Here is a 22,335-nt window from a genome sequence, read left to right as displayed (position 1 = left end):
GCCTTCGCGTGAGTACAAGCCAACAGCCAGATCCCAAGGACCGCCCCGCGCGGCTCACCGTCGGTGTCGTCGGCGCCGGCCGTGTGGGTCCCGCGCTCGCCGCGTCCCTCCAGCTCGCCGGGCACCGCCCGGTGGCCGTCTCCGGGGTCTCCGACGCCTCCCGGCGACGGGCCGAGCGGATGCTCCCCGACGTGCCGCTGGTGCCGCCCGCCGAAGTCCTCGCGCGCGCCGAGCTGGTCCTGCTGACCGTCCCGGACGACGCACTGCCCGGACTGGTCGAGGGCCTCGCCGAGACCGGGGCCGTACGGCCGGGGCAGCTGCTGGTGCACACCTCCGGGCGGTACGGCGCCAAGGTCCTGGACCCCGCCCTGCGCGCGGGCGCGCTGCCGCTGGCCCTGCACCCCGCGATGACCTTCACCGGCAGCCCCGTGGACGTCCAGCGCCTCGCCGGCTGCTCCTTCGGCGTCACCGCGCCCGAGGAGCTGCGGCTGGCCGCCGAGGCCCTCGTCATCGAGATGGGCGGCGAACCGGAGTGGGTCGCCGAGGAGATGCGCCCGCTGTATCACGCGGCGCTCGCGCTGGGCGCGAACCACCTGGTGACGCTGGTCGCCCAGTCCATGGAGCTGCTGCGCGAGGCGGGTGTGACAGCCCCCGACCGCATGCTCGGCCCGCTGCTCGGCGCCGCGCTCGACAACGCGCTGCGCTCCGGCGACGCTGCCCTGACCGGCCCCGTCGCGCGCGGGGACGCGGGCACCGTCGCCGCGCACGTCACGGAACTGCGCCGACACGCCCCGCAGACCGTCGCCGGCTACCTCGCGATGGCGCGCGCGACCGCCGACCGGGCGCTCGCCCACGGACTGCTGAAGCCGGAGCTCGCCGAGGACCTCCTCGGGGTGCTCGCAGGCGGAACCACCGGGACCAACGGCGCCGAGGGAGAGGCCCGATGACCACCACCCTGCTGCGCACCGCCGACGAACTGCACGCACGCACGCGTGCCGGCCGCCGCGCCGTGGTGATGACCATGGGCGCCCTGCACGAGGGCCACGCCACCCTGGTCCGCACCGCGCGGGAGATCGCGGGACCGGACGGCGAGGTCGTCGTCACCGTCTTCGTGAACCCCCTGCAGTTCGGCCAGGGCGAGGACCTCGACCGCTACCCGCGCACCCTGGAGGCCGACCTCAAGGTCGCCGAACAGGCGGGCGCGGACGCGGTGTTCGCCCCTGCCGTGGACGAGGTCTACCCGGGCGGCGAACCCCAGGTACGCATCAGCGCCGGCCCCATGGGCGAGCGCCTGGAAGGCGGTTCCCGCCCCGGCCACTTCGACGGCATGCTCACCGTCGTCGCCAAGCTGCTGCACCTCACCCGCCCCGACGTCGCCCTGTTCGGCCAGAAGGACGCCCAGCAGCTCGCGCTGATCCGCCGGATGGTGCGCGACCTGAACTTCGGCATTGAGATCATCGGCGTCCCGACCGTGCGCGAGGAGGACGGCCTCGCGCTCTCCAGCCGCAACCGCTACCTCTCCCCCGAGGAACGGCGCACGGCGCTCGCGCTGTCCCAGGCGCTGTTCGCCGGGCGCGACCGGCACGCGGCGCAGGAGGCGCTGCGCGCGCGTGCCCGCGAAGTCCCCGCCACGCGGGCGCGTGCCGAGGCGCTCAGCGCCATAGGGGAGTCCCGCGCGGCGGCCGACGCACATGCCGTCGCCAAGGCCGTCCCCGGCGCGGCGGCGGCCGTCCGAGCGGCCGCCCGGCTGGTCCTCGACGAGGCGATCCGCCTCGACCCGCCGCTCGAACTCGACTACCTGGCCCTCGTCGACCCGTCGGACTTCACGGAGATCACCGATCACGAGGAAGACTTCACCGGCGAGGCCGTTCTCGCCGTCGCCGCCCGGGTCGGGACGACCCGGCTGATCGACAACATTCCCCTCACCTTCGGAGCCGCCTCGTGACCGCCACAGGCATACGACTGCACGCGCCCGCGCCCGGGTGGTCCATCGCCGCGGACGTCGTGGTCGTCGGCTCCGGCGTCGCCGGCCTCACCGCGGCCCTGCGCTGCGAGGCCGCCGGCCTCAGGACGGTCGTCGTCACCAAGGCCCGCCTCGACGACGGCTCCACCCGCTGGGCCCAGGGCGGCATCGCCGCGGCCCTCGGCGAGGGCGACACCCCCGAACAGCACCTGGACGACACCCTGGTCGCGGGCGCCGGCCTGTGCGACGAGGGGGCCGTACGCATCCTCGTGACCGAGGGCCCGGACGCCGTACGCCGACTGATCGAGACCGGCGCCCACTTCGACGAGTCCTCCGAAGGCGAACTGGAACTCACCCGCGAGGGCGGCCACCACCGCCGCCGCATCGCCCACGCCGGCGGCGACGCGACCGGCGCGGAGATCTCCCGCGCTCTGGTCGAGGCGGTACGTGCGCGTGGCCTTCGTACGATCGAGAACGCGCTCGTCCTCGACCTGTTGACGGACGCCGAAGGCCGTACGGCGGGCGTCACCCTGCACGTCATGGGCGAGGGCCAGCACGACGGCGTGGGAGCGGTCCACGCCCCCGCGGTGGTCCTGGCGACCGGCGGTATGGGCCAGGTCTTCTCGGCGACGACGAACCCGTCCGTGTCCACGGGCGACGGCGTGGCGCTGGCGCTCCGGGCGGGCGCCGAGCTCAGCGATCTCGAATTCGTGCAGTTCCACCCCACCGTTCTCTTCCTCGGCGCGGACGCGGAGGGCCAGCAGCCCCTGGTCTCCGAGGCCGTACGCGGCGAAGGCGCCCACCTGGTCGACGCCGACGGTGTGCGCTTCATGGTGGGACAGCACGAACTCGCCGAACTCGCCCCCCGGGACATCGTCGCCAAGGGCATCATGCGGCGCATGCAGGAGCAGGACGCCGAGCACATGTTCCTCGACGCGCGGCACTTCGGCGCCGACATGTGGGAGCACCGCTTCCCGACGATCCTCGCCGCCTGCCGCGCCCACGGCATCGACCCGGTGCACGACCCCATCCCGATCGCGCCGGCCGCCCACTACGCCTCCGGCGGCGTGCGCACCGACTCCCAGGGCCGTACGACCGTCCCCGGCCTGTACGCGTGCGGCGAGGTCGCCTGCACGGGCGTGCACGGCGCCAACCGCCTGGCCTCCAACTCGCTCCTCGAAGGCCTGGTCTACGCCGAGCGCATCGCGGAGGACATCGCGACGGCCCGGGCGGCGAACGGCCTCCACGCACGCGTGCCGCACCCGGTGCCCTACCCCGAGACCCCCGAGCACCCCCTGCTCGCGCCCGAGGCCCGCTTCGCGATCCAGCGGACCATGACGGACGGCGCCGGAGTCCTGCGCTCGGCCGAGTCCCTCGCCAAGGCCGCCGACCAGCTCCAGCGACTCCACTCCGAGGCCCGCGACGCCCTCGCGGAGAACGGCAAGACGGCCGAGCCCGGCGTGGACACCTGGGAGGCCACGAATCTCCTGTGCGTGGCCCGCGTCCTGGTCGCGGCAGCCCACCTTCGCGAGGAGACTCGGGGCTGCCACTGGCGCGAGGACGAGCCCGACCGCGACGACGCGGCATGGCGCCGCCACATCGTCGTACGCCTCAACCCGGACCGCACACTGGCCGTGCACACCACCGAAACCGCAGACTTTCCCCCGACCCGGCAGCCACAGCAGGAGCAGTGACAGAAGTGACCACCCCCGACCTTCCCCTCGCCTCGAACGGCGGCTGCGGCGACGACTGCGCCTGCGGTGCCGACGGGGAGACCGCAGACTACGCAGAGTGCGGCCTCGACCCCGCGCTCGCCCAACTCCTGGCCGAAGCGGGCCTCGACCCGGTCGAGGTCGAGGACATCGCCAACGTCGCCATCCAGGAGGACCTGGCGCACGGCGTGGACGTGACGACGGTCGCGACCATCCCCGAAGAGGCGGTCGCCACGGCCGACTTCGTCGCGCGCGAGGCGGGCGTGGTGGCGGGCCTCAGGGTCGCCGAGGCGGTCGTCTCGATCGTCTGCGAGGACGAGTTCGAGGTGGAGCGCCACGTGGAGGACGGCGACAAGGTGGAGGCGGGCCAGAAGCTCCTGTCGGTCACCACCCGCACCCGGGACCTCCTGACGGCCGAACGCAGCGCGCTGAACATCCTCTGCCGCCTGTCGGGCATCGCGACGGCCACGCGCGCGTGGGAGGACGTACTGGACGGCACCAAGGCGAGGGTCCGCGACACCCGCAAGACGACCCCGGGCCTGCGCGCCCTGGAGAAGTACGCGGTGCGCTGCGGAGGCGGAGTGAACCATCGCATGTCCCTCTCGGACGCGGCCTTGGTGAAGGACAACCACGTAGTGGCGGCAGGCGGTGTGTCCCAGGCGTTCAAGGCGGTCCGGGAGACCTTCCCGGAGGTCCCGATCGAGGTCGAGGTGGACACCCTCCACCAGCTCCGCGAAGTGGTGGACGCGGGCGCGGACCTGATCCTCCTGGACAACTTCACGCCCATCGAGTGCGAGGAGGCGGTGGCGATCGTGCACGGCCGGGCGGCACTCGAAGCATCCGGCCGCCTGACCCTCGACAACGCCAAGGCGTACGCCGACACGGGCGTCGACTACCTGGCGGTCGGGGCCCTCACCCACTCCTCGCCGATCCTGGACATCGGCCTGGACCTGCGAGCGGCGGAGTAGGGACCGGCATGCTCCTCACGATCGACGTAGGCAACACCCACACCGTCCTCGGCCTGTTCGACGGCGAGGACATCGTCGAGCACTGGCGCATCTCGACGGACGCCCGCCGCACGGCTGACGAACTGGCGGTCCTCCTCCAGGGCCTGATGGGCATGCATCCCCTCCTCGGCGAGGAACTGGGCGACGGCATCGACGGCATCGCCATCTGCGCGACGGTCCCCTCGGTCCTCCACGAACTCCGCGAGGTGACCCGCCGCTACTACGGCGACGTCCCCGCGGTCCTCGTCGAACCGGGGGTGAAGACGGGCGTCCCGATCCTCACGGACAACCCCAAGGAGGTCGGCGCCGACCGCATCATCAACGCGGTCGCGGCGGTCGATCTCTACGGCGGCCCGGCCATCGTCGTCGACTTCGGTACGGCGACGACGTTCGACGCGGTGAGCGCGCGCGGCGAGTACATCGGCGGGGTCATCGCCCCCGGCATCGAGATCTCCGTCGAAGCTCTCGGCGTGCGGGGCGCCCAACTCCGCAAGATCGAGGTGGCCCGCCCGCGCAGCGTCATCGGCAAGAACACGGTCGAGGCCATGCAGTCCGGCATCATCTACGGCTTCGCCGGCCAGGTGGACGGCGTGGTCACCCGCATGGCCCGCGAACTCGCCGACAACCCCGACGACGTCACGGTCATCGCGACGGGCGGTCTGGCGCCGATGGTCCTGGGCGAGTCCTCGGTCATCGACGAACACGAGCCGTGGCTGACGCTGATCGGCCTACGTCTGGTGTACGAACGCAACGTCTCCCGAATGTGACGTCGCCGCGTGGGCTACGCACCGAGGCCCGGTGCGGGGCCGGCTGGGGGCTTGCTGGGGGCCTGTGGCCCCCAGCCCCCCGCTGCGGCCCTGAAGGGGCCTCGTCCTCAAACTCCCCCAGGGGGCACCCTGGCGTCCGGGCACGCCGGTCGTGCGGGAGGCTCACACAGGCCGCCGCGGGCATCGCCCACCAGCCCCACCACCCGAGTGGCTCCCCGCGCCACACCCGCCCCCTATGCCGTGTTTGTCTGATTAGCGCGTATCGTCACCGCATGCCCACGCCATACGGATCCCGCGGCGGCATGGCGTTCGGTGCGGAGGAGCTGCGTGTGCTCCGCCGCGCTCTCGCCCTCGCCCTCCACCCCAGCCCCGCCTCGGCCGAAGACGTCCAGGACTGTCTCCGCCTCGCCGAGTCGCTCGACGAGGCGATGCGCGAGGGTTCCCGGCTGCGTGCGTTCTTGGTGGCCGACCTCGCCCGCTACCGCGCCGCCCTCCCCGGCACCGCAGCCGGGTACCTCACCCTCCTGGAAGAGGCCCTCACCGCCGGGTACCACCCGACCCCCGACGACCTCGCCGCCCTCAGGGCCCTGCGCGGCACCCCCACCGCAGCCACCCTCCTCACCCGCTGCCGGCCACTCGCCACCCCGGCCATCCCCGCGTCCCGCGCCCACCTCCAGGCCCTCCCCGGAGGCCGCTCGGACGCTCCCCCCGGCCCCTGCGTCGCCCTCCCCGCCCAGGACACCGGCCAGGATCCCGCCAAGCCACCCCGGAAGAAGCCCGCCGAAAGACCGGCCGCCCCCAGACCCGGCCCGGGCCAGGAGCCCGCCCCCGCCGCCCCGAAGCCGACGCGCCCCATCCCCACCCCCGGCGAGGTCTTCCCCCGCCGCAAACCGACCCCACCGCCCGCGAACCCGTCCCAGCACCTCGCCGCAGGCTGAGAGCGACCGTAAGGCGGACCCCGGGCGGGTGCCCCCCAAGCGCACCCGCCCACCCGACGCAACCCACCCCACGACCCCCGACCCCCGGCCAGGCCGCCCCCACCCCGGCCGCCTCCCGCCCCCTGGCTACCCTGGACGCATGGACTATGTCTCCGCACTCCTCCCCCCGGTCGTCATGGCCGTGTTCTTCATCGGTTTGATCAGGGTGATCGTGAAGACCCAGGGCGGAGCCAACAAGGCCAAGGAGGACGCGGCCGTCGACGCCGCCCTCGCGCGCGCGGAGGGCACCCGCCAGGCCTCCACGACCCCGGACGCCTGACCCGGCGGACACAGCCGGCGAGCCCACCGCCGAGCTGACCGGCGTACGACTCAAGCCTCTGGCTTTCCGAGTCGTACGCCCTTTTTGTTCCCATTTGCCAGAGAAAGTGCACGTCCGAGGCGCCAACACCCGGATCTCCCACTATTGTTCTGAACTGTGCCTCGCCCATTGGGAGAACTCGAAGACGCGGTCATGACGCGGGTGTGGAAGTGGAACCGCCCGGTGACCGTTCGAGAAGTCCTGGAAGATCTCCAGCAGGAACGGTCCATCGCGTACACCACGGTGATGACCGTTTTGGACAATCTCCATCAGAAGGGCTGGGTACGCCGCGAAGCGGAAGGCCGAGCCTATCGATATGAGGCGGTCTCCACACGAGCCGCCTACGCAGCCGCCCTGATGAACGACGCCTGGTCGCAGAGCGACAACCCCGCCGCCGCACTCGTCGCCTTCTTCGGCATGATGAGCGACGAACAGCGACATGCCCTGCGAGACGCCGTACGCATCGTCCAGGGCCCGGAAACACCCGAACCCACGGAAGCGCCCGATACACGCCGCGTTACCGGTGCCGATACCGCCGGAACGGATACCGGCCCGGATACCCGTACCGATACCGGCCATGAGAACCCCGGCTCGGCGCGGGAGCCAGGCGGGCGATAGCGTCCGCTCATGTCAGCAGAGAGCCACTCGACCGAGAGCCCCTCGGTGGAGAGCCGTGAAGTCAGCGCAAAAGCCATCACCGTCCGGCGGGCCCGCACCAGCGATGTCCCGGCGGTACGTCGTCTCCTTGACGAGTACGTCCAGCGTCGCATCCTGCTCGACAAAGCCACGGTCACGCTTTACGAGGACATCCAGGAGTTCTGGGTCGCGGAACGCGACGACAACGGCGAGGTCGTCGGCTGCGGCGCCCTGCACGTGATGTGGGAAGACCTGGCGGAAGTCCGGACTCTCGCTGTGAAGCACGGCCTGAAGGGCGCCGGCGTCGGTCATCAAGTGCTGGAGAAGTTGCTGCACACCGCGCGCTGGCTCGGCGTTCGACGGGTTTTCTGTCTGACCTTCGAAGTGGACTTCTTCGGCAAGCACGGCTTCGTCGAGATCGGCGAGACGCCGGTTGACACCGATGTCTACGCGGAGCTGCTGCGTTCCTATGACGAGGGCGTGGCGGAGTTCCTCGGTCTCGAACGAGTGAAACCGAACACCTTGGGCAACAGCCGGATGCTTCTGCATCTGTGATCGCCGCGGATCCACCACGATCCACAACCCGTATTCCGGCCGAGCGGCCATGCCCGGGTTCCCTATGTCCGAAACGCGCATGTTTCCGGACGGGGCCGGGCCTGTGGGTCTCTCCCGGGGGTTTGTGTTTTTCCCGCAAAAGCGGTTTGCTTTCCGACGTACTGCAGTACTGCATATAACAGGGGACGGCGAAACGGCGGACGCCGCAGACCCCCGGCCCTCAAGTTATCGATGAAAGGAAATCCGGTGGCACAGAAGGTTCAGGTCCTTCTTGTCGACGACCTCGACGGCGGCGAGGCGGACGAGACCGTGACGTTTGCGCTGGACGGCAAGACGTTCGAGATCGATCTCACGACTGCCAATGCGGACAAGCTCCGTGGCCTTCTCGAGCCTTACGTGAAGGGCGGTCGTCGTACCGGAGGCCGCGCTTCGGGTGGCCGCGGAAAGGCGCGCGCCGCTTCCGGTGGCAGCCAGGACACCGCGCAGATCCGCGCGTGGGCGAAGGAGAACGGCTACGAGGTCAACGACCGTGGCCGTGTTCCCGCGTCCATTCGTGAGGCATACGAGAAGGCCAACGCCTGATCCCAGGCGATAGCCCGACCTGCGAACAGGCCGATGGCCTGAGCTACGGACAGGACGACGGCTGGGCGCCCACACGTCGCAGCCACAGGCGGTGGCAGTGCGTCGCCACCGTGTCCAGCACCCGTACCAGATCGGGGGCGCCCCCACCGCCCCCCATGGCCGACATCGTCGGCAGCGAGGCTTCGACCTCGCCCCCAGGCTCGGGGGGCCGCAGCCACACGGCGGCCCCCTGTACGGCACCGGAGCGCCCCAGAGGGAGAAGCGGCCGCACCGCGCAGGCGCCCGGCAGGCCAGGACGCCGTACGGCCGCCCTCGGCCCGGGATCGCCGGGATGCCGTACGGCCGTGACGAACCCCGACTCGGGTGGCACGGGCGCCTCCATGAGGTCGCCCTCGCCGAGCGTCGTCAGGTCCAGGGGCAGCGTGCCCCACTCCAGCCAGTCCAGCGCCCCCGGCACCTCCTGTGCGCTGCCCGCGGCCGTGAGCAGCCACATCCGGTCGCCCCGTACGGCCACCGGGCTGTCCGGCGTCAGATGGCGCAGTGCCGCGCGGCCCGCCGCGGCCGGTACGTCCAGGACGTCGAAGCGCGGACCCACCCGAAGGCGCAGCGGGGATCCCGGCGCCCCGGGCACCACCGGCCAGCCCAGTTCGTTCTCGTACCACCGACGGACCTGATCGCTCGGATCGAGCGGCCGACGGGGGAGGGGAATCGTGGCGAGGTCCGTGGTGATCACGGGGCGGGTGCCGACCATGCCAAGTGCAACCGCCGAAAGAGCATGCGGGTTACGCTGGGTGTCCTAGCGGATGCGCAGAGTGTCGAAAAGGGGGCGTGCGGGGGGTGTGGGGAGGCGCAAGGTTGTTCGCCCGTAGCGGAGGGAACCGGGGGGCGCGGCATGGAGTGTCAGTCCCAGCGGGTAAGACATCCCTAGTGGGAGGGGGCGACACGCAGGACAGTGGGTCTCACGTTCGCCATCGGCGTAGTGATGGTGAGGGTAACCACCTGGCCTGCGGGAACATCGTCTCGCACCATCGGGTTGGAGCAGATGTCGGCGTTCGGGGTCAGGAGGCCATCGACGGTGTCGGCAGTTGGAATGAGCGGTCCCCGCTTGCGGGACTAAGCTGCGGAAGGACAGGGAGGGGAAGTTCCCCCCACTGCCTGACCGCTCTGAGGAGCGATTAACGATGTTCGAGAGGTTCACCGACCGCGCGCGGCGGGTTGTCGTCCTGGCTCAGGAAGAAGCCCGGATGCTCAACCACAACTACATCGGCACCGAGCACATCCTCCTGGGCCTGATCCATGAGGGTGAGGGTGTCGCCGCCAAGGCCCTTGAGAGCCTCGGGATTTCGCTCGAGGCGGTCCGCCAGCAGGTGGAGGAGATCATCGGGCAGGGGCAGCAGGCCCCGTCCGGGCACATCCCCTTCACCCCCCGTGCCAAGAAGGTCCTGGAGCTGTCGCTCCGCGAGGCCCTTCAGCTGGGCCACAACTACATCGGCACGGAGCACATCCTGCTCGGCCTGATCCGTGAGGGCGAGGGCGTCGCCGCCCAGGTCCTGGTCAAGCTGGGCGCTGATCTCAACCGGGTGCGGCAGCAGGTCATCCAGCTGCTCTCCGGATACCAGGGCAAGGAGACCGCCACCGCCGGCGGGCCTGCCGAGGGCACCCCCTCGACGTCCCTGGTCCTCGACCAGTTCGGCCGGAACCTCACCCAGGCCGCTCGTGAGTCCAAGCTCGACCCGGTCATCGGGCGCGAGAAGGAGATCGAGCGGGTCATGCAGGTGCTGTCCCGCCGTACCAAGAACAACCCGGTCCTGATCGGTGAGCCCGGCGTCGGCAAGACCGCCGTCGTCGAGGGCCTCGCCCAGGCCATCGTCAAGGGCGAGGTGCCCGAGACCCTCAAGGACAAGCACCTCTACACCCTGGACCTCGGCGCGCTGGTCGCCGGCTCCCGCTACCGCGGTGACTTCGAGGAGCGCCTGAAGAAGGTGCTCAAGGAGATCCGCACCCGCGGCGACATCATCCTGTTCATCGACGAGCTCCACACGCTGGTCGGTGCGGGTGCCGCAGAGGGCGCCATCGACGCGGCTTCCATCCTGAAGCCGATGCTGGCCCGCGGTGAGCTGCAGACCATCGGTGCGACCACGCTGGACGAGTACCGCAAGCACCTGGAGAAGGACGCGGCCCTGGAGCGCCGCTTCCAGCCCATCCAGGTCGCGGAGCCGTCCCTGCCGCACACGATCGAGATCCTCAAGGGTCTGCGTGACCGGTACGAGGCCCACCACCGGGTCTCCATCACCGACGAGGCGCTGGTCCAGGCCGCCACCCTGGCCGACCGGTACATCTCGGACCGCTTCCTGCCGGACAAGGCGATCGACCTGATCGACGAGGCCGGTTCCCGGATGCGCATCCGCCGGATGACCGCGCCGCCGGACCTGCGCGAGTTCGACGAGAAGATCGCCGGCGTCCGCCGCGACAAGGAGTCCGCGATCGACTCGCAGGACTTCGAGAAGGCCGCCTCCCTCCGCGACAAGGAGAAGCAGCTCCTGGCCGCCAAGGCCAAGCGGGAGAAGGAGTGGAAGGCCGGCGACATGGACGTCGTCGCCGAGGTCGACGGCGAGCTGATCGCCGAGGTCCTCGCGACCGCCACCGGCATCCCGGTCTTCAAGCTGACCGAGGAGGAGTCCTCGCGTCTGCTGCGCATGGAGGACGAGCTCCACAAGCGGGTCATCGGCCAGAAGGACGCCGTCAAGGCGCTCTCGAAGGCGATCCGTCGTACGCGCGCCGGTCTGAAGGACCCGAAGCGCCCCGGTGGCTCGTTCATCTTCGCCGGTCCGTCCGGTGTCGGTAAGACCGAGCTGTCCAAGGCGCTCGCCGAGTTCCTCTTCGGTGACGAGGACGCGCTGATCTCCCTCGACATGTCGGAGTTCAGCGAGAAGCACACGGTGTCGCGTCTCTTCGGTTCGCCCCCCGGCTACGTGGGCTACGAAGAGGGCGGCCAGCTGACCGAGAAGGTCCGCCGCAAGCCGTTCTCCGTCGTCCTCTTCGACGAGGTCGAGAAGGCCCACCCGGACATCTTCAACTCGCTGCTGCAGATCCTGGAGGACGGTCGTCTGACCGACTCCCAGGGCCGGGTCGTGGACTTCAAGAACACGGTCATCATCATGACGACCAACCTCGGCACCCGGGACATCTCCAAGGGCTTCAACCTCGGCTTCGCCGCCGCGGGTGACACGAAGTCCAACTACGAGCGGATGAAGAACAAGGTCTCGGACGAGCTCAAGCAGCACTTCCGGCCCGAGTTCCTCAACCGCGTCGACGACGTGGTCGTCTTCCCGCAGCTGACCCAGGACGACATCCTCGCGATCGTCGACCTGATGATCGGCAAGGTGGACGAGCGCCTCAAGGACCGGGACATGGGCATCGAGCTCTCCCAGTCCGCCAAGGAGCTGCTGTCCAAGAAGGGTTACGACCCGGTGCTGGGTGCGCGTCCGCTGCGTCGCACCATCCAGCGCGAGATCGAGGACACGCTGTCGGAGAAGATCCTCTTCGGCGAGCTGCGCCCCGGTCACATCGTGGTCGTGGACACCGAGGGCGAGGGCGAGACCAAGACCTTCACCTTCCGCGGTGAGGAGAAGTCGGCGCTGCCGGACGTCCCGCCGATCGAGCAGGCGGCCGGTGGAAGCGGGCCGAACCTGAGCAAGGACGCCTAAGCGTCAACAGCTGAAAGGGGCCGGTGCTTTCGAGCACCGGCCCCTTTGGCATGCCGTGGGCTCTACGACAACTGGCCGTTGTAGTCCGGCAGCTTGTACGTCTTCTCGGCGTGGCCGCCCGACAGGTCGGTAGCGCTGTTGCCGATGTTCGCGATGATCGTGTAGCCCTTCTTCTCGATGTCGACGCGCTGGGCCGTCTTGTAGTCCGCGACGTTCTTGAAGAGGTCGATGAAGTTCCGCACATAGAGGCCGGAGACCTGGTAGCCGACGTGCTTGAGGTTGTAGTCGGTCACCGAGGCGATGATGCCGGGGCGGGCGGTCACGAAGAACAGGGAGACGCCGTGCTCCTGGGCGTACTTGGCGACCTCCAGGACCGGCCCGTTGGCCGGCTGCGGGTAGCTGAAGCCGAAGTCCGTCTCCAGGGTCGTGTTGTCGATGTCGAAGACGATCGCTTGCTTCTCACCGGGCTTGGTGCTCGCGATCCGCTGCTTCAGTTCGGGCAGCGCCTGGTCCATCACCGCCCGGCAGTCCTTCTGCCAGGTGTCGTAGTCGACGTCCGCAGCCGCTGCGGTGGTGGCGGTGGAGGTGCTCGTCGCGGTCGTGGTCGCCGCGTCGGCGGGGACCGCGAGGGCCACGAGGGCGGCTGCGGAGGCGGTGCTGACCGCGATGCGGCGCGCCCAGGGGCGAAGCGTCATGTGGGGGTCCTCTCACGTCACGTGCGCGGGTTGTCGCGTGCATGTTCGTGTGCGGGAGTGGCTGGTGGGGAACCAGCGGGTTACCGGACGGTAGCTCATGTTGAGGCGTCGCTCACATAACTGCGCAGGATTTCGTTACGAGTTGGCGGAAGGGCCGGGTAGCGCCCGTCACATTCCGGGGTCTCTTGATTGCGCTGGGCGGTGACATGCCGCACAGGCGATTTGTCCGTTACTAGCGGGAATAGTGGAAACGGCAGCTCGGACAAAAGGGATTTATATCAAGGAAGCGACTGTGGGGTTTCCGTATCCGTGCCGGTTCGTCCGGAATGGCTGCTCTGTCAAGATGCGGTGATTTTTATGGCGGGGTACTAGCTTTCATCGTAGATAAGGGGTTTTGGGGTTCGCGGGGTCGGGGGTTACCAAGGGATGGCCATCCGGCGAGCGACTGATGCGTCGGGTGGTTCTCTCTGTCGTCGTCCCCATGAGGTTTCGCATGTCCCCGCGCTTCTCCTTCCGTTCGTCCCGTACGTCCGCGTTCCGCACCCGTGCCGCTGTGGTGGCCGCCGGCCTGGGGGCCTCGGTCGTGCTGGGCGCCGGAGGCGCGGTCGCCGCCGAGCTGACCTCCGCTACCGGTGTCTCCACCGCCGTACAGGCGCAGTCCGTCGCCGCGTCCTGGGTGAGCCCGGTGAAGAAGTACACGAAGTCCGCCAGCTACGCGCAGGCCGGCGGCATGTGGCAGTCCACCCACAGCGGGCAGGACTTCGCCGTCCCCAGCGGCACCCAGGTCGTGGCCGCGCACGGCGGCACGGTCGTCAAGGCCGGCGGCAACGGCGCCGGTGACGGACCCGCGTACGGCAACGCCGTCGTCATCAAGCACGGCAACGGGACGTTCTCCCAGTACGCCCACCTGTCGCGCGTCGACGTGAAGATCGGCCAGGTCGTCAAGACCGGTCAGCAGATAGCCAAGTCCGGCAACACCGGCAACTCCAGCGGGCCGCACCTGCACTTCGAGATCCGTAAGACCGCCAACTTCGGCTCCGCGATCGACCCCGTGGCCTTCCTGCGGGCCAAGGGGCTGACGATCTGAGTGACCGAGCCCTTCAGGCGCCCTTGTGTGCCTGGGTGATCAGGTCCGTGGCGACCTCAAGGATGGCCTTGCGCTTTTCCTCGGGGTCGCCTTCGAGATCCTTCATGACGAACATCCCGGCATGCATGGTGAACAGCGCGCTGATGCAGCGGACCTGGTCGACCATGTCGGCGTCCGGATCGATGATGATGTCGCGCATGCCGAGCATGCGGTTCTTGAACATCTCGCCGATGCTCAGCTCGCGGACCGTCGCCTGGTTCTCCTGCATGAACCGGAACAGCGGCTCCGCGTCGGTCAGGGCCTTGCTGTAGCGGCGTACGATCTCCTGCTTCGTGTCGAGTGAGTGCGGCTGCCGCCTGCCCCACTCGATCAGCTCCTCGATCGGCTTCGTCAGATCCTCGAAGAGACTGACGATGATCTCTTCCTTGGTCTTGAAGTGGTAGTACAAGGCCGCTTTCGTGACCTCCAGGCGCTCGGCGATCTCGCGCAGAGAGGTCTTCTCGTAGCCCTGCTCGGCGAAGAGTTCGAGGGCCACGTCCTGGATGCGCTGGCGGGTGTTCCCGCGGCGCCGCTGCTTGGTGCCGTCCATGGTGCCACCCATCCTCGTACTCCTCGGCTTTCCATAAAACTTACTTGACGCCCGGCTAGTTACGCCCCTACCTTCCCTGAGTGTAGACAACTAGCCGGGCGGCAAGTAAGTAGCCGGGGGAGTGGGAACCATGGCGGACACACTGGCAGTGGACACAGGGCCGGATCAGGCGGCGCAAGCGGACAAGCAGCCCAAGAGCGTACGGGTCGTGCTGCTCGCGCTGATGATCACGATGATGCTGGCGATGCTCGACAACATGATCGTGGGCACCGCGATGCCGACGATCGTGGGCGAACTCGGCGGTCTGGAGCATCTGTCCTGGGTCGTCACGGCGTACACGCTGGCCACCGCGGCCTCCACCCCCCTGTGGGGCAAGCTCGGCGACATGTACGGCCGCAAGGGCGTCTTCATGTCGTCGATCGTGCTGTTCCTGATCGGCTCCGCGCTCAGCGGCATGGCCCAGGACATGGGGCAGCTGATCGCGTTCCGGGCGGTGCAGGGGCTCGGCGCCGGCGGTCTGATGGTCGGTGTCATGGCGATCATCGGCGATCTGATTCCGCCGCGGGAGCGGGGCAAGTACCAGGGCATGATGGCCGGCGTGATGGCGCTGGCGATGATCGGCGGGCCGCTGGTCGGCGGCACCATCACCGACCACTGGGGCTGGCGCTGGGCGTTCTACATCAACCTGCCGCTCGGCGTCGTCGCGCTCGCCGCGATCAGTGCCGTACTGCATCTGCCGAAGAAGCGGGCGAAGGCGCGGATCGACTATCTCGGCGCCGCGCTGCTGACCGTCGGGATCACGGCGATCGTGCTGGTCACCACGTGGGGCGGTACGGAGTACGCCTGGACGTCGGCGCGGATCATGGAGCTCATCGGGATCGGCGTCGCCTCGCTCGTCGGGTTCGTGTTCTGGCAGACCAGGGCCGCGGAGCCGGTGGTCCCGCTGCACATCTTCCGCAGCCGGAACTTCACCCTGATGTCCCTGATCGGCTTCATCACCGGGTTCGTGATGTTCGGCGCGACGCTCTTCCTGCCGCTGTACCAGCAGTCGGTGCAGGGAGCCTCCGCCACCAACTCCGGGCTGCTCCTGCTGCCGATGCTCGGCGCGATGCTGGTCACCTCGATGGTCGCGGGGCGGGTGACCACGAACACCGGGCGCTACAAGGTGTTCCCGATCGTCGGCAGCGTGCTGATGGTCGTCGGGCTGTACCTGCTGTCGACGATGGACACCGGGACCAGCCGCTTCACCTCCGGGGTGTTCATGGCCGCGGTCGGCTTCGGCATGGGCTGCCTGATGCAGATCACCATGCTGGTCGCGCAGAACAGCGTCGAGATGAAGGACATGGGCGTCGCGTCCTCGTCCACCACGCTCTTCCGTACGCTCGGCTCCTCGTTCGGCGTCGCGATCATGGGCGCGCTGTTCAACAACCGGGTGCAGGACGTCATGTCCGAGCGGTCCGGGTCACTCGGTTCGAAGGTGACCGAGCAGTCGGCGCAGCTGGACGCGGCGAGCCTCGCGAAGCTGCCGGACGCGGTGCAGGACGCGTACCAGCACGCGGTGTCGGCCGGGACACACTCGGCGTTCCTGCTGGGGGCCGTGATCGCCGTGCTGTCCCTGGTGGCGGCCGTGTTCGTGAAGGAGGTACCGCTCAAGGGGGCGGAGCCGAAGGAGTAGGCCGCCGCGGGAAAGCGGCACGCGCAGGACCCCCGGGTGGATCGCCGCCCGGGGGTCCTGTCAGTGGGCCGTGCCACCATCGGCTGCATGGACAAGACGCGGCAGCTGCGGCTGGCCAAGGACGCCATGGACCGGGACTGGGCCGACCCAGGGCTCGATCTGGCCGCCGTCGCCGCGCATGCCGGGTACTCGCGGTATCACTTCGTACGGGCCTTCAAGGCGGCGTACGGCGAGACGCCCGGGCAGTATCTGACGCACCGGCGGATCGAGCGGGCCGAGGAGTATCTACGGGCAGCGAATCTGACCGTGACGGAGATCTGCCATCTGGTCGGCTTCAGCAGCCTCGGCACGTTCTCCGCGAAGTTCAAGGCACGGACCGGACTGGCCCCCAGCGAGTACCGGGAGAAGCACGTCGGTCGCGGAGCCGCGCTGATACCGGGGTGCTACGCGATGCTGTGGGCCGGCGGGTTCCGGCGGCGGGAGGAGCCCGGGGCGCAGGAGAGCAACTCTGGAGAAGCGCGCTGACAGACCCGCTGCCTACCGTGACGGAAAGGAACAGCGAACCTGAGCACGGGAGAGCGTCATGATCAAGGGCCTGGGCATCACCACCGTATGGACGTTCGACCAGCAGCGGACCAAGGCGTTCTTCACCGAGAAGATCGGCTTCGAGGTGCGGAACGATCTCTCCATGGGCGACATGCGATGGGTCACCGTGGGCGCCAAGGACCAGCCGGATGTCGAGCTCGCGCTGATGAGCCTTGACGGGCCGGGGCTCGACCCCGAGTCCTCCGAGGCGTTGAAGAAGCTGGTCGGGAAGGGGGTCATCGGAGCCGGGGCGTTCCGGACCGATGACTGCCGGGGGGACTACGAGACCTTCAAGGCACGAGGGGTGGAGTTCATCCAGGAGCCACAGGAGCGGCCGTACGGCATCGAGGCGATCTTCCGCGACGACAACGGCAACTGGTACTCGCTGACCGAGCGGAGCGAGGAGCTCGACTTCTCCAAGTCGTTCGGGTGAGCCCACCGCGGCAGTAAGGGGCCAAGGCGCCGCTACGGCAGCATCGGGTAGCTCCCCGTGTTCGTCGGCGCGTGCTCCGGCAGCCAGAGCACGGCCACCGCGCCCTCCGCCCGCACATGCTCCGGGGCGCCCGCCGGGCGGACGTTGCGGAAGGTCAGTCGGGCGCCCAGCACCCGGGCCTGACCTGCCGCGATGGTCAGACCGAGGCCGTGGCCGTGCCCCGAGCGGTCGCTGCTGCCCGTGCGGAAGCGGCTCGGGCCGTCGGCGAGCAGGTCCTCCGGGAACCCGGGGCCGTGGTCGCGGACCCGGATGACCCGGCCCTCGACCGTGACCTGGATCGGCGGCTTGGCGTGCCGTGCCGCGTTGGCCAGCAGGTTGAACAGCACCCGCTCCAGCCGCCGAGGGTCGGTCGTGACCGCCGACTCATGGACGACCCGCACCTCGATCGAGGGGTCCTTCGCCGCGACCCGCCGGCTGACGAACTCGCCCAGCATGATGTCCTGCAACTCGGCCCGCTCCGAGGCGCTGTCCAGCCGGGCCACCTCCAGGACGTCCTCGACGAGCGTGCGCATGGCCTTCGCCCGGTCCAGCACCAGCTCGGTGGGCCGACCCGGAGGCAGCAACTCGGCCGCCGTCAGCAGTCCGGTCACCGGCGTACGCAGCTCGTGCGCGATGTCCGCGGTGACCCGGCGCTCCGCGTCCAGCCGCTGCTGCAACGCGTCCGCCATGGCGTCCACCGCGCTCGCGAGGTCGTCGGTCTCATCCCGTACGACACCCCCGATGGCGTCGCGTACCCGGACGTCCGACTCCCCGCTCGCGACCTGGTTCGCCGCGGCGGCCGCCTTGCGCAGCCGGCGCGAGAGCTGCCCGCCGATGAGCACACCGAGTGCGCTGCCGCCGAGGACGACCGAGATGGAGCCGATGATCATGGCCTGGTCGAGGCGGTTGAGGATGTGCTCGCTGCGGTCGGTCCAGCCGGTGCGCAGCGACAGGACACTCCCGTCGTTGAGCGGTACGGCGGCCCAGATGTCGGGCGCCCCGCTCGGCGTGTCCGTCACATACGTCGCCCGCCGGCCCTCCTCGACCTTGTCCCGCAGCGCCGCCGGCAGGGCCGGGTCGTCGATCGTGGCGTTGGGGAAGTTCAGCCGCTTGGACTGCTCGTAGCTGCGCTGGGCGATCTGGATGCGCTCGTCCGCGAGGTCGCGCGCGCTGTCCAGCATCGAGACCCGGGCCTGGTTGTGCACGACCAGGCTCAGCACGACCGCCACGAGCGTGCCGACCAGCGCGATCGCCGCACTCAGCTTCCACCTCAGCCCCGTACGAATGGCCACCCGGCTGCTCGACCGCCTGCCCGCACGGCTACCCGACCGATTGCCCATACGGCTGCCCACCCGGCTGTTCGCACCGCTGTCCACGCGGCTTTCCATGTGCCCGCTCACACCCGCGCCCGCACGACCCATCACGCGCGTGTCCGCGATGTCCGCCGGGTCCGTGAGCCCTGCGCCGGACGGAGCCGGGCGTCTGAACATCCCCCGCATGCCCGCCCCGCTCAGGCCTTCAGCTTGTAGCCGAAGCCACGGACCGTCTCGATGCGGTCCTGGCCGATCTTCTGCCGCAGCCGCTGCACATGGACATCGACGACCCGGGTGTCCCCGCCCCAGCCGTAGTCCCACACGCGCTCCAGCAGCTTGTCCCGCGACAGCACCGTGCCCGGCGCCGAGGAGAACTCCAGCAGGAGTCGCATCTCGGTCGGGGTGAGCCCGACCGGCTGCCCGCCCCGGCGCACCTCCATGCCCTCGGTGTCGACCTCCAGGTCACCGAAGGACAGCATTCCGCCGTTGGAGGCCGCCACGGCCTCCTCCATCCGGTCGCCGCCGCTCGCGTGCCCGAAGCGGCGCAGCACCGCACGGATCCGCGCGACCAGGACGGCACCGTCGAACGGCTTGGTCACGTAGTCGTCCGCGCCCGCCTCCAGGCCCAGCACCACGTCGATCGAGTCCGCCCGCGCCGAGAGCATGATCACCGGCACGGTCGACTCGTCGCGGATACGGCGGCACAGGCTGACCCCGTCCAGGCCCGGGACCATGACGTCCAGCAACGCGATGTCCGGCCGGTTCGTCCGGAACGCCTCCAGGCCGGACAGCCCGTCGGGCATGGCGGTGACCGCGAAGCCGTCCCGCTCCAGGGCGAGTTGGGTGGCCTCGCGGATGACGTCGTCGTCCTCGACGAACAGGACGTGGGTCTGTTCTGCCATCCCGGTGCTCTCAGTCCTCGTATGCCGTGTGCCGTATGCCGTGTGTCGTGCGCTTCTGGCGGTGTGACGTGTGGTGTCTGTGTCTCAGGGGCGCGCGCCGCCTCAGCCGTCGGGCGCCGCCGACTCGTCGCCTCCGCCGAGGTTGCCGTATTCGGTGCGCGTGGCGTCCTCCCGGACGAAGCGGCCGGACTTCCACAGGTATGAGATCACGTTCTCGCTGGACGGGTTCGACAGCGCGTCGTCCTTCGCGTACACCTGCTCGGTCACCACCAGATAGCCGTGGTCGATCTCCGCGTAGACCGGAGGCTCCTCGGCCTGGAACACATTGCGGTACTCGCCGTCCTGCTCCTGGTAGACGTACGAGGCGACGCCGACCGAATCGCCGCAGGACAGGACGTTGACCACGATGTCCTCCGCCGGTCCGCCGGTCAGTTCGCCGTACGACACGTCGACGGGATAGTCGTCGGACACGCACGGCTGCAGTTCGCGCTTGACCTGCCCCGAGACCTTGGGGTCCGCCTTGACCAGGCGGACGGCCTGCATCGGGTCCGGGGCGGCCGAGGCGGAGGGCGTGGCCATGGGAGCGCGCGACGACGAGACGGCCGAGCCGCCCGCCAGGTCGGCGTGTGCCGGTCCCTCATCGCGGGCGCCGGTGCCGCCGGTGGCGCACGAGGAGACGAAAAGGGCGAGGGCGACGACCACGGCCACCGCCGTGAACGCCGCCTGTATGGTCCCCCGGACCGGTGTGGGTCCGGGGCGGTCGGGTCCGATCTCCGCGGAATCCCCGTCCGTGCCCCTGTCACCCCTGTCCGTGTGCCCGGTGCCGCCCGCTGTCGTGCCTAGGCCGCGCAACGCTCCCGCTCCTCACGCTCCAGCGCGCGTGCGTCCAGATCGCGGCTCTCCAGCTCCTCGCGGAGCCGGGCGAGCGCCCGGTGCAGCGTGCTCTTGACCGTTCCGGCCGACATGCCGAGGGCCGCGGCCGTCTCCTCCGTGGACATCTGCTCCCAGTGTCGCAGCACCACGACGCTGCGCTGCTTCGGAGCCAGAACCTTCATGATGTCCATCAACAGGGCGCGGTCCGCGTGCTGCTCGGTGGAGTCGTCGACCGAGGCATCCGGGAGCTGCTCGGTCGGTACTTCCTCCAGCTTGCGGGCCCGCCACCACTCGGTCCGCGTGTTGATCATCACGCGGCGCAGGTAGGCGTCCGCGAGCCGCTTGTCCGCGATGCCGTCCCAGCGGTGGTACGTCCGTACCAGCGCCGTCTGCAGCAGGTCCTGGGCGTCCACCGGGTCCGGAACCAGTCGGCGGGCACTGCGCAGCAGCGCGTCCTGCCGCGTGCGGACGTACTCCTCGAATTCGAGCACCTCGCCCTGCGCCATGTTGACCGCCTCCCGATTCCCCGTTACCGGCCGGCTCGTTCGCCGTCGGTCCCACTGCCTGTGGTTCGTAGTCGTCCCCGCTTGTCGGGTACGGAAATGAAGCTACGGAGGCGTTGTCACGGGCCTGTCCGAAGCAGCCTGCGGCTAGCGCTCGGCTGTCCGTCGGTTGTGTAACGGAAGAAGGAAAGGGGCAAAGGGGAGGTGCAGTTGCTTGGCGTATGGGGCGATTTGCCCGTATGGCGGCCATGCGGTTGCTGTGTGTCGGGTGTTGCAGAGGCCCTACGGCTGTGATGTGACTGTGCGTCAGGTGAGCGGCAGCCGGTACGTCCCGCCCGGCAGCGGCTCCACCAGACCGTCCGCGACGAGGCCGTCCAGGGCGCGGGCGCGCTGCACCGGCTCGTGCCACACGCGGTCCAGGGCCGCCTGCGGGACGGGCGTGTGGGCCTCGCGCAGCACGGCGAGCAGCTTGCCCCGCACCTGGCGGTCGGTTCCGGCGTACGTCTGTCCGCGGCGCGGCGGTCCCTCGTGCTCCGGCTTGCCCGCGAGCCGCCAGGCGCACTGGGCGGCGATCGGGCAACGCTGGCACGACTCGTTCTTCGCGGTGCACACCAGCGCGCCCAGCTCCATGGAGGCCGCGGCCCAGCGCGCGGCGGTGCGCTCGTCCTCGGGGAGCAGGGCGCGGGCGAGCTTGCGTTCGGCGGCGGTGGTGGCGTTCGGCGGGTACTGCACGCCGGTGACGGCGCGGGCGAAGACCCGGCGGACGTTGGTGTCCAGGACGGCGTGCCGCTGGCCGTAGGCGAAGGAGGCGACCGCCGCGGCCGTGTACTCGCCGATGCCGGGCAGCGCGAGGAGCTGGGCGTGGTCGGTCGGTACGTCCCCGCCGTGCCGTTCCGCTATGGCGACGGCGGCGCCGTGCAGTCGGAGTGCGCGGCGTGGGTAGCCGAGCCTGCCCCAGGCGCGCACCGCCTCGCCGGGGGCGTCCTTGGCGAGGTCGGCGGGGCGGGGCCATTGGGTGAGCCACTGTTCGTAGACGGGCAGGACGCGGTTCACCGGCGTCTGCTGGAGCATGAACTCGCTGACCATCACTCCCCAGGGGCCGGCCTCGGGGCGCCGCCAGGGGAGGTCGCGGGCGTTGTCGTCGAACCAGTCGATGACAGTGCTGTGCAGCAGCTGGGCCAGGGGGGCGTCGGAGCTGGCGTTGGCGGGGCTGTCGGCGGGGGGTTTTGTGGGCGCAGTCATGGCCTTCCGATCCTGCCACGTCGGGGGCGGTTGGGTGGGTAGGCGGCGGTGCCGGTGCGTTTGTGGCTGGCGGGGTGTGGTGGGCTGCGGTCCTGGGGGCTGCCGCCCCCAGACCCCCGCTTCGGCCCTGAAGGGCCTTGTCCTCAAACGCCGGACGGGCTGGAATGCCTGGGC

Annotated in this window: 23 protein-coding genes; 15 read left to right on the top strand and 8 right to left on the bottom strand. The window is 69.9% G+C overall.

Going from position 1 to position 22,335, the window contains the following annotated elements; translation table 11 throughout:
* Positions 1–8 precede the first annotated feature (8 nt).
* The 10 genes from BLU79_RS27110 (at position 9) to BLU79_RS27065 (ending at position 8,518) form a co-directional block, all read left to right on the top strand.
* Positions 9–947, top strand: coding sequence for a Rossmann-like and DUF2520 domain-containing protein (locus BLU79_RS27110; protein ID WP_093908540.1), 939 nt, complete (start codon positions 9–11; stop codon positions 945–947).
* Complete coding sequence (gene panC, locus BLU79_RS27105) at positions 944–1,945, top strand: pantoate--beta-alanine ligase (RefSeq protein ID WP_093908539.1); 1,002 nt, start codon at positions 944–946, stop codon at positions 1,943–1,945. The genes BLU79_RS27110 and panC overlap by 4 nt, the downstream gene beginning before the upstream one ends.
* Complete coding sequence (locus BLU79_RS27100; protein WP_093908538.1) at positions 1,942–3,657, top strand: L-aspartate oxidase; 1,716 nt, start codon at positions 1,942–1,944, stop codon at positions 3,655–3,657. Before panC ends, BLU79_RS27100 begins: the two co-directional genes overlap by 4 nt.
* Before the next feature lie 5 nt (positions 3,658–3,662).
* Positions 3,663–4,643, top strand: a complete 981-nt coding sequence (nadC, locus tag BLU79_RS27095) for a carboxylating nicotinate-nucleotide diphosphorylase (RefSeq protein ID WP_093908537.1) — start codon at positions 3,663–3,665, stop codon at positions 4,641–4,643.
* Positions 4,644–4,651: 8 nt separating this feature from the next.
* Complete coding sequence (locus BLU79_RS27090; protein WP_093908536.1) at positions 4,652–5,449, top strand: type III pantothenate kinase; 798 nt, start codon at positions 4,652–4,654, stop codon at positions 5,447–5,449.
* A gap of 302 nt (positions 5,450–5,751) precedes the next feature.
* Positions 5,752–6,387, top strand: a complete 636-nt coding sequence (locus tag BLU79_RS27085; protein ID WP_093908535.1) for a hypothetical protein — start codon at positions 5,752–5,754, stop codon at positions 6,385–6,387.
* A 139-nt stretch (positions 6,388–6,526) separates the two neighbouring features.
* Positions 6,527–6,706 carry a hypothetical protein gene (locus BLU79_RS27080; RefSeq protein ID WP_093908534.1) on the top strand — a complete coding sequence of 60 codons (180 nt, stop codon included), beginning with the start codon at positions 6,527–6,529 and terminating at the stop codon, positions 6,704–6,706.
* Positions 6,707–6,898: 192 nt separating this feature from the next.
* On the top strand, positions 6,899–7,363 hold the full coding sequence (locus tag BLU79_RS27075; protein ID WP_371131953.1) for a BlaI/MecI/CopY family transcriptional regulator: 465 nt from the start codon (positions 6,899–6,901) through the stop codon (positions 7,361–7,363).
* A 9-nt stretch (positions 7,364–7,372) separates the two neighbouring features.
* Complete coding sequence (locus BLU79_RS27070) at positions 7,373–7,936, top strand: amino-acid N-acetyltransferase (RefSeq protein ID WP_093908532.1); 564 nt, start codon at positions 7,373–7,375, stop codon at positions 7,934–7,936.
* A gap of 246 nt (positions 7,937–8,182) precedes the next feature.
* On the top strand, positions 8,183–8,518 hold the full coding sequence (locus BLU79_RS27065; RefSeq protein ID WP_093908531.1) for a histone-like nucleoid-structuring protein Lsr2: 336 nt from the start codon (positions 8,183–8,185) through the stop codon (positions 8,516–8,518).
* A gap of 43 nt (positions 8,519–8,561) precedes the next feature.
* On the opposite strand, the gene BLU79_RS27060 is transcribed toward BLU79_RS27065, so the two are convergent.
* A complete protein-coding gene (locus BLU79_RS27060; protein WP_093908530.1) occupies positions 8,562–9,269 on the bottom strand; it encodes an SCO3374 family protein in 708 nt (235 codons plus the stop codon).
* 430 nt (positions 9,270–9,699) lie between these two features.
* Between BLU79_RS27060 and BLU79_RS27050 the strand changes: the two genes are divergently transcribed.
* Positions 9,700–12,225: an ATP-dependent Clp protease ATP-binding subunit gene (locus BLU79_RS27050; protein ID WP_093908529.1), complete on the top strand. Its 2,526-nt coding sequence runs from the start codon at positions 9,700–9,702 to the stop codon at positions 12,223–12,225.
* 62 nt (positions 12,226–12,287) lie between these two features.
* Here BLU79_RS27050 and BLU79_RS27045 read toward each other — a convergent pair whose 3' ends face one another.
* On the bottom strand, positions 12,288–12,920 hold the full coding sequence (locus tag BLU79_RS27045) for an HAD family acid phosphatase (RefSeq protein WP_093908528.1): 633 nt from the start codon (positions 12,918–12,920) through the stop codon (positions 12,288–12,290).
* A 493-nt stretch (positions 12,921–13,413) separates the two neighbouring features.
* On the opposite strand from BLU79_RS27045, the gene BLU79_RS27040 reads away from it, so the two are divergent.
* On the top strand, positions 13,414–14,007 hold the full coding sequence (locus BLU79_RS27040) for a M23 family metallopeptidase (RefSeq protein ID WP_093908527.1): 594 nt from the start codon (positions 13,414–13,416) through the stop codon (positions 14,005–14,007).
* A 13-nt stretch (positions 14,008–14,020) separates the two neighbouring features.
* On the opposite strand, the gene BLU79_RS27035 is transcribed toward BLU79_RS27040, so the two are convergent.
* Positions 14,021–14,608, bottom strand: coding sequence for a TetR/AcrR family transcriptional regulator (locus BLU79_RS27035; RefSeq protein ID WP_093908526.1), 588 nt, complete (start codon positions 14,606–14,608; stop codon positions 14,021–14,023).
* Positions 14,609–14,726: 118 nt separating this feature from the next.
* Between BLU79_RS27035 and BLU79_RS27030 the strand changes: the two genes are divergently transcribed.
* The 3 genes from BLU79_RS27030 to BLU79_RS27020 all read left to right on the top strand — a co-directional run bounded on the left by BLU79_RS27030 (position 14,727) and on the right by BLU79_RS27020 (position 17,289).
* Complete coding sequence (locus tag BLU79_RS27030; protein WP_093908525.1) at positions 14,727–16,271, top strand: MDR family MFS transporter; 1,545 nt, start codon at positions 14,727–14,729, stop codon at positions 16,269–16,271.
* 87 nt (positions 16,272–16,358) lie between these two features.
* Positions 16,359–16,796 carry a helix-turn-helix transcriptional regulator gene (locus BLU79_RS27025; protein WP_093908782.1) on the top strand — a complete coding sequence of 146 codons (438 nt, stop codon included), beginning with the start codon at positions 16,359–16,361 and terminating at the stop codon, positions 16,794–16,796.
* A gap of 58 nt (positions 16,797–16,854) precedes the next feature.
* The gene (locus tag BLU79_RS27020; protein ID WP_093908524.1) at positions 16,855–17,289 is read left to right on the top strand and encodes a VOC family protein; all 435 of its coding nucleotides are present in this window, start codon (positions 16,855–16,857) and stop codon (positions 17,287–17,289) included.
* A 32-nt stretch (positions 17,290–17,321) separates the two neighbouring features.
* Here BLU79_RS27020 and cseC read toward each other — a convergent pair whose 3' ends face one another.
* The 5 genes from cseC to BLU79_RS26995 all read right to left on the bottom strand — a co-directional run bounded on the left by cseC (position 17,322) and on the right by BLU79_RS26995 (position 22,161).
* Positions 17,322–18,668 (bottom strand): two-component system sensor histidine kinase CseC, encoded by a 1,347-nt coding sequence (gene cseC / locus BLU79_RS27015; RefSeq protein ID WP_093908781.1) that lies wholly within the window; start codon positions 18,666–18,668, stop codon positions 17,322–17,324.
* Between the two features lie 170 nt (positions 18,669–18,838).
* Positions 18,839–19,543 carry a two-component system response regulator CseB gene (gene cseB / locus BLU79_RS27010; protein WP_093908523.1) on the bottom strand — a complete coding sequence of 235 codons (705 nt, stop codon included), beginning with the start codon at positions 19,541–19,543 and terminating at the stop codon, positions 18,839–18,841.
* A gap of 102 nt (positions 19,544–19,645) precedes the next feature.
* Entirely contained in the window at positions 19,646–20,314 is a 669-nt protein-coding gene (locus tag BLU79_RS27005) for a hypothetical protein (protein WP_093908780.1), read from the bottom strand.
* Between the two features lie 68 nt (positions 20,315–20,382).
* On the bottom strand, positions 20,383–20,922 hold the full coding sequence (locus BLU79_RS27000) for a SigE family RNA polymerase sigma factor (protein WP_003999062.1): 540 nt from the start codon (positions 20,920–20,922) through the stop codon (positions 20,383–20,385).
* Between the two features lie 303 nt (positions 20,923–21,225).
* The gene (locus tag BLU79_RS26995; RefSeq protein WP_093908522.1) at positions 21,226–22,161 is read right to left on the bottom strand and encodes an HhH-GPD family protein; all 936 of its coding nucleotides are present in this window, start codon (positions 22,159–22,161) and stop codon (positions 21,226–21,228) included.
* Positions 22,162–22,335: the final 174 nt, after the last annotated feature.

Source organism: Streptomyces sp. cf386 (genome assembly GCF_900103585.1).
GTDB lineage: Bacteria > Actinomycetota > Actinomycetes > Streptomycetales > Streptomycetaceae > Streptomyces.
This window is presented reverse-complemented; position numbering and strand designations above follow the sequence as displayed.

Bases quoted from the DNA above. Each gene is read 5' to 3' on its own strand.
- BLU79_RS27035 (WP_093908526.1), bottom strand. From the start codon at position 14,608: ATGGGTGGCACCATGGACGGCACCAAGCAGCGGCGCCGCGGGAACACC.
- cseC (WP_093908781.1), bottom strand. From the start codon at position 18,668: ATGGGCAATCGGTCGGGTAGCCGTGCGGGCAGGCGGTCGAGCAGCCGG.
- BLU79_RS27030 (WP_093908525.1), top strand. From the start codon at position 14,727: ATGGCGGACACACTGGCAGTGGACACAGGGCCGGATCAGGCGGCGCAA.
- cseB (WP_093908523.1), bottom strand. From the start codon at position 19,543: ATGGCAGAACAGACCCACGTCCTGTTCGTCGAGGACGACGACGTCATC.
- BLU79_RS27085 (WP_093908535.1), top strand. From the start codon at position 5,752: ATGGCGTTCGGTGCGGAGGAGCTGCGTGTGCTCCGCCGCGCTCTCGCC.
- BLU79_RS27060 (WP_093908530.1), bottom strand. From the start codon at position 9,269: ATGGTCGGCACCCGCCCCGTGATCACCACGGACCTCGCCACGATTCCC.
- BLU79_RS27070 (WP_093908532.1), top strand. From the start codon at position 7,373: ATGTCAGCAGAGAGCCACTCGACCGAGAGCCCCTCGGTGGAGAGCCGT.
- BLU79_RS27050 (WP_093908529.1), top strand. From the start codon at position 9,700: ATGTTCGAGAGGTTCACCGACCGCGCGCGGCGGGTTGTCGTCCTGGCT.
- BLU79_RS27075 (WP_371131953.1), top strand. From the start codon at position 6,899: ATGACGCGGGTGTGGAAGTGGAACCGCCCGGTGACCGTTCGAGAAGTC.
- BLU79_RS27025 (WP_093908782.1), top strand. From the start codon at position 16,359: ATGGACAAGACGCGGCAGCTGCGGCTGGCCAAGGACGCCATGGACCGG.
- BLU79_RS27080 (WP_093908534.1), top strand. From the start codon at position 6,527: ATGGACTATGTCTCCGCACTCCTCCCCCCGGTCGTCATGGCCGTGTTC.
- BLU79_RS27020 (WP_093908524.1), top strand. From the start codon at position 16,855: ATGATCAAGGGCCTGGGCATCACCACCGTATGGACGTTCGACCAGCAG.
- BLU79_RS27000 (WP_003999062.1), bottom strand. From the start codon at position 20,922: ATGGCGCAGGGCGAGGTGCTCGAATTCGAGGAGTACGTCCGCACGCGG.
- panC (WP_093908539.1), top strand. From the start codon at position 944: ATGACCACCACCCTGCTGCGCACCGCCGACGAACTGCACGCACGCACG.
- BLU79_RS26995 (WP_093908522.1), bottom strand. From the start codon at position 22,161: ATGACTGCGCCCACAAAACCCCCCGCCGACAGCCCCGCCAACGCCAGC.
- BLU79_RS27045 (WP_093908528.1), bottom strand. From the start codon at position 12,920: ATGACGCTTCGCCCCTGGGCGCGCCGCATCGCGGTCAGCACCGCCTCC.
- BLU79_RS27040 (WP_093908527.1), top strand. From the start codon at position 13,414: ATGTCCCCGCGCTTCTCCTTCCGTTCGTCCCGTACGTCCGCGTTCCGC.
- BLU79_RS27090 (WP_093908536.1), top strand. From the start codon at position 4,652: ATGCTCCTCACGATCGACGTAGGCAACACCCACACCGTCCTCGGCCTG.